The organism is Pelobacter propionicus DSM 2379, from assembly GCF_000015045.1.
GTDB lineage: Bacteria > Desulfobacterota > Desulfuromonadia > Geobacterales > Pseudopelobacteraceae > Pseudopelobacter > Pseudopelobacter propionicus.
The window spans coordinates 57,823-70,669 of record NC_008609.1; the positions used below are offsets into that span (position 1 = coordinate 57,823).

The window sequence follows — 12,847 nt, forward strand, 5'->3', positions numbered from 1 at the left end:
GTTCTTCTTCTGCTTTAATCCACAAGGCTCTGCACCCGCCCACCGGATCGATCCGGCCGGTATTATCAAGAGGCTCATGCCTTATGCGCCGCCGGACAAGAGCGGTTATCTGGCGGATGCTGAAAACAGCCTGCTGGTGCAGTGCCTGCATTGGAATACCGCCCGCTCCCGGCTGGAGCCGGTCCCGTTTCATCACGGGCCAAGCGATACAACGGCGGCCTCCTGGGCGCGGCTGGACAACCGGGATGAGCTGGCGAAAAAACTGGACATTGATTCGGCCGAGCTAGCCCGATGCTGCGACACGGAACTGATCCTGCAGAGTTACCTCAAGTGGGGAGAAGCCTGCGTCGATCACCTGATCGGCGATTTCGTCTTCGTCATCCATGACCGGAGGAACAGCAGGGTCTTCTGCGGCCGGGATCAGATGGGGGTACGGCCGCTCTACTATTTCTCCTTGGACAACCTGTTCGTCTGTGCAACCTCGCTTGCAGCCTTTCGACATCTGAAAGGGGTGACACTGGAGATCGATTCCCAGTGGGTGGCGGAATATCTGGTACAACTCTCCATGAGCTTCGACCGCACGCCGTACTCGGGGATAAAAAAACTGCCTCCGGCTCACTCTCTGACCGTCACGGCGGAGCGGACCGAACTGCGGCAATATTTCCAGCTCTCCGCCGAACCGGAACTGAAGCTAAAGGATTCCCGAGAGTACGTTATTGCCTATCGGGAGCAGATGGAAGAGGCGATACGCTGCCGTCTCGATTCCGACTACCCCATCGGCTCGGAACTGAGCGGCGGTATCGATTCCTCCACCATCACCGCCTTTGCCGCCCGGTTCTTGGAACAGCCGAACAAGCAGTTGCACACTTTCGGCTTTGCCTTTGCTGAGCTGGAACCACGCTACATCATGGCCGTTGCCCAGGCGTGTCGCCTTCATAACAACCATATCGTGGCGGCCCGCGAGGCTGAGTCGGAAAAGGTCCGGAAACGTTCCCTGGCACTGCTTGGTTACCCGGTGGAGCACGGCACCGCAACCCTGCATGAGCCGTTCTACCATCTGGCGGAACAGATTGGCATCCGCACTCTGTTGTCCGGTTTCGGTGGCGACGAGTTCGGCACCACCATCCACGGCTACCTGGTGCCCATGGGAATGGCGGTGCAGGGACGCTATCGTGAACTCTTCAACACCCTGCCGGGTAACCCTTTGTATCGCCTTCTGCGTCTGCTCAAGCTGGAATGGAGACGGCGCAAAACGAATAATTTTAGTTGTTTCGGCCAGATCGCCGACAACGGCTTTGTTGACGCCTACAAAAGTCGTTGGCCCCACCGGGTGGTACGCGACGAACTGGCGGTGCGCTACGGGCTGGAAGAGCGTTACTTTGAGGATGCCCGTTTCGACACGGGGTACACCGACCTAAAGAAGTTTACCCTGGAAAAACGCTGGCAGCCGTTTATGCCCACCCGGATGGAGAACTGCAGCCTGATGGCTGCCGGACGCAGGATCGACTACCGCTGGCCTCTGCTGGACCTGCGTCTGGTCAGACTGTTTCTGTCGATCCCCTCGCAGGAAAATATTTATCGCGGTATGGGACGCTATCTGCACCGCCGGGCAATCGATGGCGTAGTACCGCAACTGGTGGCCTGGAAACAGGGCAAGGACATGGGTATGGTCACGGGCCAGCGGGAGGATAGTTGGCGTCCTCTGCTCGACCTTGACGTGTCTGAATTACACCCGGCACTGGAAGAGTACATCGATACGGAATTGTTGCGGCGGCAGGTCAAGCAGTTGCCTTCGCTGGGTAACGGTCCGGGAGATAACAGGAGATTTCAGCTGACCAGGAATATCTCGTCAGCCATAAAACTGAGTGCTTGGTTTAAGCATCTGGAAACCGGAGAGGGACTGTCATGAAAACCGCGACAGCCGAACGGATGGCCGAATTGTTGGGATTGCCGCTTTTTCGGACCCCGTGGTTTCTCCCCGAGTACCCGGAAGGGGAATGGGGCGCGTGGCGCATTTCCCGGACCGGCATCGGCATCGACCATGGCTATTACAGCGGGTGTCAGGTCATTGCCGGTACGCCGGTCTTACTGAGGCGCAGTCCTGATGATTTTGAACTGTGGGAGCCTTGGATGTCCCTGACCCCCCACGAGATCGAGAGCCAGGAACCGGGCTGCCTCTGCGCCCATGGCCATACGGTTATCATGGGGCTGGGTATGGGATGGGTCGCCCTGAACGCGGCACTCAATCCGGCTGTTGCGAAGGTTACGGTGGTGGAACGAGATAGCGAGGTATTGGAACTGATCGTCGCAACCGGTGTGGTAGGGCAATTGCCCCCGGAGATTGCGGCGAAGATTGAGATTGTCCAGGCTGACGCTCTGGAGTGGGAACCGACTGATCCGGTTGATTTTCTCTATGCCGATATCTGGTGCCCCGTAGCCGACGCCGCGGCGCTGGGTGACACGCAGCGGATGCAGCAGAACGTCAAGGCCCGTAAGGTGTATTTCTGGGGCCAGGAGCTGCGGCTCTATACGGCAACAAAGCAGCGCTTCGGTCCACAGGCAGCCCTTACCGCCGCTCAGCTTGCCGTTTGCGCAGCAGAGGACCTGTGCCTGCCGCTGCTGCTGCCGTGGGGGGATGACTACCCGGCGATGATCGAAACATCGGTGCGGAATCGGCAGGCCAGGGGATTGCCAATGGAGGAAAAGGCGTAGGGGCACCACATGCTGCTGCCTGCGTAAACGGATACCCGCAAGGGGTATCCCTACCCGAGAAATACATTAAACACGGCCTCGTAGTAATAGACATTGGGGTCCGGTGTCCCGGCGTGTGTGGCGGAGATGTGGATCAGCTCCGGGCCGAAGCCTTCGGCAGCCATGAGATAGGAGTCGTCAGGCAAGGCCGGCGTTCCCGGAGGTGGATCGAAGTTCAGGGTAAAGCTCTCATAGCGGGATGCTGTCTGCTGGGTGCTGATATTCGCCAGCCTCAGCTCCAGAACGTGGTTGCCGTCGAGATGTACGGTGAATATTTTCCCCACCAGTGATTCAAAAAGTGTCTTGCTGAATTTCATACTCGTTTTCCCTCCTTGCAGGGCCCGTTCCGGGCGTGCGTGAAACGGTTCATGATGTCACCGGGGTGAATCGGGCCGAAGAAGACAGGGTAATTGTCTGGTGGTTTCAAGGCAAGAATTAATTCGCATGGTTTCATTGATACAATATGCTTCACATGGTATGTAGTTGTCCGGCTGTATCACTTCTGCACCATGGAAAGGAGACGAGTATGGATTGCTATCTGGGGATGGTCATGACGTTTGCGTACAACTGGGCACCAGTGGGGTTTGCGGCCTGTAACGGCCAAACGACGCAAATCATGCAAAATCAAGCGCTTTATTCGCTCTTGGGGGTTGCGTTCGGCGGTAACGGCAGTACCTCCTTCAATCTGCCGGACCTGCGCGGACGGACGCCGGTGCATTTCGGCCAGGGGACGAACCTGACCCCCCGCACCTTTGCGGCGCAATTCGGACAGGAGAACGGAACCCTGACCGTAGCGAATCTTCCTCCCCACAATCACGCCATCGGCGAGAAAACCGCGGGCCAGACCGTAACGGCGACGGCCGCAGCCACGGTCAATGCCGGTGATGTACAGGGTTCGCTCAATAAACCGCAGAATACCGCATATTGGGCAAAGGGGTGGGATGCGGCTGATTCGTCAGTGCTTTCCAACTACACCACCACAAAAAACGTCACCATGGCTTCCGATGCGGTACAGGTAACAGTGACTCCCGCCTTCAATGCATCGAACCTGAACGTCGCCAACACCGGCGGCGGCGGCGCCTTCCCGCTGGCCCAGCCGTCGCTGGCTCTGAACTTCTGCATCTGCACGTCAGGTCTTTACCCGTCCAGGTCGTGAAAACGTATCACTGCACGGTTCGGGCTCCGTTGTGAGCGGAGTCCGAACCACTGATTCAGGAAAAAAACATAGGGGGAAATGGCCATGGAACATCTGATCGACGAAACCGGCAGCTGCCGGCTGGATGAAAAGAACAGCCCAGGAGCAGACCGTGCTGCGTGGAGCGCGCCGCACCTGCGGCGTATCGCAACCCGGGACACCGCAGGCAAGTCAAGCCCTGGCGGCGAGTCCGGCATTACAACCGGACTATCTTAATCATTCTGGCAAGAAGGCCTTTAACAGTCATTATGAACCACAGCGAAACCGACTTTCAGGGCGGAATCGAGCATTACAAGCTGGGACTGTTGCCCCAGGCAAAGACGCTGCTGAAGAGCTGCGTCACCCGGGACCCGCGTCATGCCGAGGCCCACAACCTGCTGGGGATCGTCTGCTATCAGCGGGAGGAGTTCGGCGAGTCCCTGGCTTGGCTGCGGCGCGCCATCGCCCTGCGGCCCCACGAACCCAACTACTGCAACAACGCCGGGGTGACGGCCCATGCCCTGCGGCTCTACGAAGAGGCGCGCACCTTTTTCCTGCAAGCCATGGAGCTGAGCCCTGATTATCACGATCCCTACAACAACCTGGGCAATCTGCTGCGGGACCTGTTCCGTTTTGATGAGGCGGTCCTGCATTTCAAACAGGCCCTGGCTCTGAAGCCTGATTTCAGCGAGGCCTGCTTCAACCTGGCCATGACCCTGGAACAGAAGGGTCACACCATTGAGGCGATCTTCTACCTGCAACAGACCGTGAAGATGGCGCCGGACCACCTCCAGGCCCACCAGCATCTGGCCCGGCTGCTGCCGAAGCAGCGGCGCGGCGACGAGGCCGGCGACCACGCCCGCCAGGCCGTATACCTGCAACCGCGTCAGAAAGTCTTCTTCAAAGACACCCCGGTGTGGTTGGCCCCGGACTATCGGGGGCTGTTATCGTGAGGATTGCGGTTCTGTGCAGCGGCAGCGTACTGCAACCGGTTCTGGAGGCGCTCTACAGCCAGGGGTTGCTGGCCGGCGTGGCCGTGCCAGCGGCACCGGCAGTCGAAGATCCGAACCTGGCGCTGGAGACTGTGCTGCGTCAGGCCCGGGTATCCTGCCTGCGGGTGGATAACGGCGACCTGACCGGGCAGATGGCTCCCTGGTTGCGCTCGCTTGCGGCGGATGCGCTCTGCTGCATGGGGTTTCCCCGCAAACTTCCGGCTGACCTCCTTACCATGCCGCCACTGGGCTGTTATAACTTCCATGGCGGCCCTCTCCCCCAGTATCGCGGACCGGACCCGGTTTTCTGGCAGATCAGAAACCGGGAGGTGGCCGGTGCCATCACCGTCCACCGCATGACTCCCCGGATCGACTCCGGTGCCATCGCCCATGAGGCGCACCTGCCGATAGGGACGGATGATACCTATGGTCTCTGGATGCAGAGGCTGGGTGGAGCGCTTCCCCGGGTGATGATCGAATTCGTCCAGCAGTTGGCGATCCATGGCGCGGCAGTGCCGTTACGGGAACAGGATCCGGAAACGGGCCGCTATTTCCCCCGCCCCACCGATGCGGACCGCACCATCGACTGGTCATGGGGCGCATCCGCCATCGATGCCCTGGTGCGGGCCTGCAACCCGGTCTACGGCGGCGCCCTGACCACACTGCACGGGGTGCCGGTGCGTTTGCTGGAGGTTTCTCCCCTGCCTGCCCAGGCAGGGGGGGAGAGTACCTCCGGCACGGTTGTTACGGCGGATGCTGCGGAGGGGCTGCGCGTTGCCTGCGGTACAGGCGAATTGCTCCGGCTGGAGCTGTTGTACGGTATGGAAGGTTTTTTCAGCGGCCCTCGTCTGGCGCGTATTTTTGGTTTGAAACCGGGGCAGCGGTTGGCATGATCACCGACACGGCGATGGCTGCTCTTTTGCAATGTTGTAGACACTATTCGTCCTAAGGTTCTTACATTCCCATGACCAACCAGTATCGAGTCTTTGGCCTGACCGTTTCTTCGCCCCTGCCGCTTCCGGCTTTAGCCGTGCCATCAGGTATATCCTCCCCAGCGGATATCGTCATATCCTACGGCGACACTCCGGCTGAATTGAGCGCCCCACAGGTGCGGGGGATTCGTTTTCAGGCTGCGCCGGGGGAGTTTCTCCTGCGGGTGGATGACGTTGCCCGCTTTTATGTGCAGGGCGGATACCGCATCACCATTACCCCGGAAAACGGTGCCCATGACAACGATCTATTGCCGTTTTTGATGGGGTCGGCTTTTGGTGCTCTCCTGCAGCAGCGTCGCATTCTGGTGCTCCATGCCAGTGCGATTGAAGCCAATGATGCTGCCGTGGTGTTCTGCGGACCGTCCGGTATCGGCAAATCGACCCTGGCAGCCGGGTTTCACCGGCGCGGCTACCGTTTTCTGGCGGACGATCTGTGCGCCATTTCACTCGCACATGAACAGCCAGCCGTGTTCCCCGGCTTCCCCCGCCTGAAGCTGTGGGCCGACAGCCTGAAACGCCTGGATACTTCCAGAGACGACCTGCAGTGTATCCGTTGGGGCGCCGATCTGCAAAAATTCTTCCTTCCCGCCGAAAACCGTTGTGAAGAGCCGGTGGTGCTGCGGTCGGTCTTCATTCTCAACAGCACGAACAGCGGTCGGCTGGAATTGACCCCGGTGCCGGGAACCGAAAAAGTGGATCCGCTGATCGCCAATAGCTACCGGATGCGCTTTCTGCACGGGTTGGGAGGAAAAAAGGAACACTTCAAACTCTGTGCAACCGTGGCGGCACGCGCTCGTGTCTGTCATGTGTCCAGGCCGCAGCGTGGTTTCCTGCTGGAGGAGCTGATGGACCTGCTCGAAGGGAGTTTTCTGGCATGAGCGGCATTTTCTGGCTGGCTTCCTACCCCAAGTCGGGCAATACCTGGTTCCGCTGTTTTCTGACCAATCTGCTGCGGGACGGAGATGAACCGGCTTCCATCAATGATCTGGAGCATACGCCCATAGCCAGTGCCCGCGGTCTCTTCGATGACAGTATCGGCATTGAGGCATCAGACCTGACTGCCGAGGAGATCGACCGGCTGCGGCCGGAACTGTATCGCCATCTGGCCGAGACAGCAGAAGAACCGCTCTTCATGAAGATCCACGACGCCTATACCCTGCTACCGGATAGTCGCCCGCTGATCCCGGCAGAGGCAACGTCAGGGGCCATTTACCTTGTCCGCAACCCGTTGGATGTGGCGGTTTCCTTTGCCCATCACAGCGGCTGGGATTACGACGCCACCATAGCAAAGATGGGTCTTTCGTCTCTTACCTTTTGCGGCAAATCCGACCGCCTGTTCAATCAATTGCGTCAGAAACTCCTTTCCTGGAGCGAACATGTTCTCAGCTGGGTTGATGCCGCCCCCTTTCCGCTCTGTCTGTTGCGGTACGAAGATATGAAGGCTGCCCCCCTGGAGACGTTCTCCAGGGCGGTCCGCTTTGCCGGGCTTGATTACAGCGAAGCACAGGTTGAAAGGGCGCTGGCTTTCAGCGCGTTCGACATTCTGAAAGAGCAGGAACGGTCGGAGGGATTTCAGGAAAAAAGTGCGGCGGCCACGAACTTTTTCCGCAAGGGGAAGGTCGGTTCATGGCGTGAGGAGTTGTCCGAGGAACAGGCTGCCCGGATCGTGGCCGACCATGCAACGGTGATGCGACGATTCGGTTATCTGTAGGAAGGGGGAGCCGGCATACCATGAACCTGGACAGCTTCCGCCGCTTCTGGCCGAGTTCCCCATGATCACCACGATCAAACAGTACGGTGAAATCCGCACCGGTACCAATTACCTGCGGGCACTGATTATGCGGAATTACCCGGACGTTCAGATGCTAAGCTACATCCTGGGCAGCAAGCATCTGCCACCGGCGCCATTCGATGCGATCTGGGATGCGTCCCGGCAGGCGGGTGATACTGCCGCGTTTGACTTCGTCTCGTCCGCCACCTATGCCCGACGCGGCGGCGCATCCCACCCCGGAGACCTGACACAGCGCGCGGAGCTTGTCCGGCGCGCACCCGCTATTGCTCAGGCGTATGTCACGAACTCCCTCGGTTTTCTGGTCACAATCAAGCATCCCTATGCCTGGGTCGTCAGTGCGGCACAGTTTCTGGGCTGGGTTTGTGGTGATGAACGGATAGGTGACTGGAGTCTGGAACTGATGAAAGAAGCCTGTCAAAACTACACGCGCAAGTACCGGGCATGGTCCGAGCTTGTCCGTGAACATGGTTCGCGGGCGCGGCTTATCAGGTATGAAGATCTGATGGTTGAACCGGAGCAGGTGCTTGGAAAGATCGCCGAGCAGTTTCGTTGGCGCCGGGCTACCCGTTTTTCAGCTGTTTCTGCGGTGATAGAACCGACCCACTGGGACCATCTTCCGGTGATGGAGGCAGAGGAGACGTTCCGGCCTGAATACTATCGCAACGCTGAATATCTTGATCGGCTTTCCGCCACTCACCTGCGACTGATCGATCAGCTGATGGACTGGGAGCTGCTGGGCAGTCTTGGGTATGACAAGAGGTAGCCGGAACGTGGCTGCGCCGACAATGGCCAGATGGTTTGCTACCCTGCGCGCCGCGCCCGCCAAGTGGCGCCGCCGCAATGGCGCCGAGCGGCTGCTGCTTCTGGAAGCCCTGCTGCTGCTCGGGGTTGTGCGCATTCTGATCCTTACCATTCCTTTCCGCTGGCTGGCTGTTTCATTGGGCAGGCGGATGACCGAATCCGGCCTGCACCTGACGCCTTCCGCTCTTCGCCAGGCCAGCATGATCGGACAGGCGGTCCGCTCCGCGGCCGGTACCACCCCCTGGAAGAGCGTCTGTCTCCCCCAAGCCGTGGCGGGAAAATGGATGCTGAAGCGTCGTGGAATCAACGCCACCCTCTATTTGGGGGTAGCGAAGGCGGACAATCGGTCTGAGAACCTGGCAGCCCACGCCTGGCTGCGCTGCGGTGACCAGATCATCACCGGCGCCGCCGGACATCGGCAGTTCACGGTGGTCGCGAGTTTTTCCTGAGCCGCTTCCGTAGTTGCCTGCGACAGACTATGGGGGAAGGGGTATCAAAACATGGAAATAGCCTATCTCTCCCTGGCGGCCCTGATCATGGAGTTCATCGACAGCTCCCTGGGGATGATGTACGGCACGGTGCTCAGCCCGTTTTTGCTTCTCATGAATTACTCTGTTGCCGATGTGGTCCCGTCCCTGCTGATTTCCCAGGCGGTCGGCGGGTTCATCGCCTCCTGGCGCCATCACCGCCACGGCAACGGCGATTTCAACTCCGGCACGACCGACCGTCGCATCGCCGTGACGCTCATCTGGTTCGGCGTGTTCGCCTCCCTGATCGGTGTCTCCCTGTCGGTATCGATTCCCCCCCTGATCCTCAAGAGCTACATCGGCCTGCTGGTGACGCTCATCGGCCTGCTGATCCTCTGGGGTCGCTCCCTGGTGCTGACCAACGCCAGGGTCTACCTCCTGGGCTCGGTCAGCGCCTTCAACAAGGCGCTCTCCGGCGGCGGATTCGGCCCGTTGGTCGCCGGCGGGCAGCTCGTGTTCCGTGACCGCTGCGAAAAGGGGGCCATCGCTTCCACCGATTTCGCCGAGGCCCCGATCTGTCTGCTCAGTTTCCTGCTCTGGCTCTGCTTCAAGGGGATCCCCCCCCTGACCCTCTGCCTGCCGCTCTGTCTGGGGGCGGCCATCGGCGGTTTTCTGGGCCCCTGCTGGTTGAGTACAATACGAAACCGGGAGGGCCTGAAGAAAATGCTGGGAATGCTGGTGCTGCTGGAAGGGATCTGGGTGCTGTACATGGTCTGGTTCCGGTGATCGGGGAACTCTCCCAGGCGTGCGGGAGGTTGAGGGAGCAGCTCCCCTACCTGCCGCGCGCGTTCCGGCTGGTCCGGCACGCCGCCGGAGGGCTGACGCTCGCCTGGCTGCTGGTGCTGCTGCTCCAGGGGCTGCTGCCGGTGGTCGCCGTCTTCCTGACGCGCACGCTGGTGGATGGCCTGGCCGCCATTACCGGATCGGGCGGGGGGTGGGCGGCCTTGAGACCGCTGCTTCCGGCGGCCGGCGCCATGGCCCTGGTGCTGATCGGCATGGAGCTGTGCCAGGGTATCGCCAGGTGGCTGCGCACGGCCCAGTCCGAACTGGTGCAGGACCATGTGCACGAGCTCATTCACCAACAGGGGATGCGGCTGGATCTCTCCTTCTACGACGATCCCGGGTACTACGACCAGCTGCACCGCGCCCGCATCGATGCGCTCAGCAGGCCTGCCGCCCTGATCGAAAACAGCGGCGCCCTGCTGCAGAGCCTGATCACCCTGGTGGCCATGGGAGGGGTCCTGCTGACCTTCGGCCCGTGGGTCCCCCTGCTGCTGCTGTTCAGTACCCTGCCTGCCCTGCTGGTCGTGCTCCGGCATACGATCCGCTTCCACCGTTGGCGGCTCCGGAACACCGCTGCCATGCGCAAGACCACCTACTACGACCTGCTGCTCACCCAGCGCGAGGCGGCCGCAGAGATGCGTCTGTTCGCCCTCGGCCCCCACTTCCGGGGGCTGTTCCGCAACCTGCGCCACCGGCTGCGCCGGGAACGGGTGCGCTTGGCCCGCAGCGAGGTCGTTGCCCAGGTGATGGCGGCACTGATCGGGCTGGCCAGCATGGTGGCTCCCCTCGCCTGGCTGGCGTACCGGGCGCTGAACGGCTCCGTCAGCCTGGGGGGGCTGGCCCTCTTCTTCCAGGCGTTCTTCCAGGGACAGCGGATGATGCGTTCCCTCCTGGGAAGCGCCGGGGAGATCTACCGCAACCTGATGTTCCTGGAAAACCTGTTCGAGTTCCTCTCCCTGGAGCCCCGGCTCGGCGAGGCTCCTCAGCCGCTTCCCCATCCGGGACTGCGGCAGGGGATCGACCTCCAGGACGTGAGCTTCTCCTATCCCGGCTCCTTCTCCCGAGCCCTGGAGAACTTCAGCCTGCAGATACCTGCTGGGCGGATCACCGCGCTGGTGGGGGAGAACGGTGCGGGCAAGACCACCCTGATCAAGCTGCTCTGCCGCTTCTACGATCCGCAACAGGGGCGCCTGCTTCTGGACGGCACGGATATCCGCGAGCTGGAGCTCCCGGAGCTCAGGCGGCGGATTACGGTGCTCTTCCAGGAGCCGCAACGTTACCACGACACGGCCTTCACCAACATCGCCCTGGGGGACATCGCCGCGGCGCCATCCATGGAACGGGTGAGGGAAGCGGCCCGGGCCGCGGGGGCCGATCTGCCCGTCAGCCGTCTGCCGGGCGGCTACGAGGCCGTGCTGGGAAAATGGTTCGGCGGTGCCGAACTGAGCGGCGGCGAGTGGCAGCGGCTGGCCCTGGCGCGGGCATTCCTGAGGGATGCCGAACTGATCATCCTGGACGAGCCGACCAGCGCCATGGATTCCTGGGCCGAGGCGGACTGGCTGCTCCGCTTCCGCCGGCTGGTTGCCGGCCGCACCGCGCTGATGATCACCCACCGCTTTACAACGGCCCTGCATGCGGATATGATCCACGTCATGGAAAAGGGGCGAATTGTCGAATCGGGCAGCCATGAAGAGTTGCTGGCCCTAGGGGGGCGCTACGAGTTCTCCTGGAGCCGCCAGATGGGGCCGGAGGTTCCATGACGGCGCCAGCCAGTGAATCGCCCGACAACAGGGGGGTGACGGATCTCCAGCGGCTCCTGCTCGAATCCCTGCGCCGGGATACTCCCCTGGCCGATGCCGGGCGATTCTCCGAACTGTCGCCGGAGGAATGGCGGGATTTCCTCTCCCTGGCGGCAGAGCAGCGGGTGCGCCCCTTGCTCTGGCATCGGCTCAGGGAGAAGGGGCTGGAACAGGCCGTTCCGGTTGAAATCGTCGATGAACTCCGTGGGGCATCCCGCAGCAATACGCTGCGCAACCTCCGGCTGTACGCCGAACTGCGTCGGCTGCTCACCGCTCTGGAGGGGGAGGGGATTCCGCTGATCCTGCTCAAGGGGATCTTCCTGGCCGAGGCGGTGTACGGCGACATGGGGCTCAGGGAGATGAACGACATCGATGTCCTGGCCCGCCCCGGCGACGTCACGCGTATTTCGGAGATCCTGGAGGGGATGGGTTATGTCTCCCTGCATCCTCTGTCCGCGGATATCGCGCTCAAGGCTCATCAACACCTGCCCCGCATGGTCAAGGAGGGGCAGGCAGCCTTCGAGATCCACTGGAACCTGACCTCTCCGGGTGAGCGTTACAGCATCGATCCCGAAGAGTTGTGGCGGGGTGTCCTGCCAGTGCGGGTCGCCGGCTGTTCCGCGCTGACCCTGGCCCCCGAGGACTTTCTGTTGCACCTCTGTCTTCACACCTCCCACCAGCACCAGTTTGCCTTCGGCCTGCGCCCCTCCTGCGATATCGCCCAGGTCATCACGCATTTCGCTCCGGATCTCGATTGGGATGCGCTGGTGGAGCGGGCGATGCGTTGGGGGTGGCAACGGGGAGTCTACCTGGCCCTGCTGCTGGCGAAAGAGCTGGCGGGCGCCGATGTTCCTCCCCATGTCCTGGAGATACTGCGCCCCGCAGACATGTCGAAAGAACTCCTCGATACGGCCCGGGCCCAGCTCTTCGGTGACAAGCGTCTTGCGCTCTTGGTTCCCCCGGCCTATGCCGAACTCCTGGAAAGCGCCTGCCTGTACGATAGAATCCGCATCTTCTGGCAACGTCTCTTCCTGCCCAAGAGACTGATCGCTTCCCTGTATTCGGTGCCCGCGGATTCCCTGATGATTTACGGCTGCTATCCTCGTCGTCTCGTTGATGTTCTGTGTCGGCACGGCAACACCCTGAAGAGACACCTGCAAAACGATGCCCCCCTGAAGACTCTGGCCGAACGTACCGTCCGTATTTCTCGCTGGCTGGATGGGTCGGGGTAATGTG

General features: G+C 61.1%; 14 protein-coding genes. 13 read left to right on the forward strand and 1 reads right to left on the reverse strand.

All coding sequences use genetic code 11. The features are described 5' to 3' along the window. Positions 1-76: 76 nt before the first annotated feature. Positions 77-1,909 carry an asparagine synthase-related protein gene (locus PPRO_RS00245; protein ID WP_198138306.1) on the forward strand — a complete coding sequence of 611 codons (1,833 nt, stop codon included), beginning with the start codon at positions 77-79 and terminating at the stop codon, positions 1,907-1,909. Next, positions 1,906-2,712 carry a hypothetical protein gene (locus tag PPRO_RS00250; protein ID WP_011734006.1) on the forward strand — a complete coding sequence of 269 codons (807 nt, stop codon included), beginning with the start codon at positions 1,906-1,908 and terminating at the stop codon, positions 2,710-2,712. The genes PPRO_RS00245 and PPRO_RS00250 overlap by 4 nt, the downstream gene beginning before the upstream one ends. 50 nt (positions 2,713-2,762) lie before the next feature. Here the strand turns inward: PPRO_RS00250 and PPRO_RS00255 are convergent, their stop codons facing one another. Then, positions 2,763-3,068 (reverse strand): DUF6916 family protein, encoded by a 306-nt coding sequence (locus PPRO_RS00255; RefSeq protein ID WP_011734007.1) that lies wholly within the window; start codon positions 3,066-3,068, stop codon positions 2,763-2,765. A gap of 209 nt (positions 3,069-3,277) precedes the next feature. On the opposite strand from PPRO_RS00255, the gene PPRO_RS00260 reads away from it, so the two are divergent. The 11 genes from PPRO_RS00260 to PPRO_RS00305 all read left to right on the forward strand — a co-directional run bounded on the left by PPRO_RS00260 (position 3,278) and on the right by PPRO_RS00305 (position 12,843). After that, entirely contained in the window at positions 3,278-3,907 is a 630-nt protein-coding gene (locus PPRO_RS00260; RefSeq protein ID WP_011734008.1) for a phage tail protein, read from the forward strand. A gap of 84 nt (positions 3,908-3,991) precedes the next feature. Beyond that, the gene (locus PPRO_RS20655) at positions 3,992-4,162 is read left to right on the forward strand and encodes a hypothetical protein (RefSeq protein WP_157039886.1); all 171 of its coding nucleotides are present in this window, start codon (positions 3,992-3,994) and stop codon (positions 4,160-4,162) included. Between the two features lie 32 nt (positions 4,163-4,194). Beyond that, entirely contained in the window at positions 4,195-4,878 is a 684-nt protein-coding gene (locus tag PPRO_RS00265) for a tetratricopeptide repeat protein (protein WP_011734009.1), read from the forward strand. Next, positions 4,875-5,810, forward strand: coding sequence for a formyltransferase family protein (locus PPRO_RS19175; RefSeq protein ID WP_011734010.1), 936 nt, complete (start codon positions 4,875-4,877; stop codon positions 5,808-5,810). Before PPRO_RS00265 ends, PPRO_RS19175 begins: the two co-directional genes overlap by 4 nt. A 71-nt stretch (positions 5,811-5,881) precedes the next feature. Next, positions 5,882-6,787 (forward strand): HPr kinase, encoded by a 906-nt coding sequence (locus PPRO_RS00275; protein ID WP_011734011.1) that lies wholly within the window; start codon positions 5,882-5,884, stop codon positions 6,785-6,787. Beyond that, positions 6,784-7,620, forward strand: coding sequence for a sulfotransferase domain-containing protein (locus tag PPRO_RS00280; protein WP_011734012.1), 837 nt, complete (start codon positions 6,784-6,786; stop codon positions 7,618-7,620). The genes PPRO_RS00275 and PPRO_RS00280 overlap by 4 nt, the downstream gene beginning before the upstream one ends. A 61-nt stretch (positions 7,621-7,681) precedes the next feature. Further along, positions 7,682-8,464 (forward strand): sulfotransferase family protein, encoded by a 783-nt coding sequence (locus PPRO_RS00285; protein ID WP_011734013.1) that lies wholly within the window; start codon positions 7,682-7,684, stop codon positions 8,462-8,464. Further along, positions 8,451-8,951 carry a lasso peptide biosynthesis B2 protein gene (locus PPRO_RS00290; RefSeq protein ID WP_232286665.1) on the forward strand — a complete coding sequence of 167 codons (501 nt, stop codon included), beginning with the start codon at positions 8,451-8,453 and terminating at the stop codon, positions 8,949-8,951. The genes PPRO_RS00285 and PPRO_RS00290 overlap by 14 nt, the downstream gene beginning before the upstream one ends. A gap of 51 nt (positions 8,952-9,002) precedes the next feature. Then, entirely contained in the window at positions 9,003-9,755 is a 753-nt protein-coding gene (locus tag PPRO_RS00295) for a sulfite exporter TauE/SafE family protein (protein WP_011734015.1), read from the forward strand. Next, the gene (locus PPRO_RS00300; protein WP_011734016.1) at positions 9,752-11,572 is read left to right on the forward strand and encodes an ABC transporter ATP-binding protein; all 1,821 of its coding nucleotides are present in this window, start codon (positions 9,752-9,754) and stop codon (positions 11,570-11,572) included. The genes PPRO_RS00295 and PPRO_RS00300 overlap by 4 nt, the downstream gene beginning before the upstream one ends. Further along, entirely contained in the window at positions 11,569-12,843 is a 1,275-nt protein-coding gene (locus tag PPRO_RS00305) for a nucleotidyltransferase domain-containing protein (protein WP_011734017.1), read from the forward strand. Before PPRO_RS00300 ends, PPRO_RS00305 begins: the two co-directional genes overlap by 4 nt. The last annotated feature ends 4 nt before the right edge of the window (positions 12,844-12,847 follow it).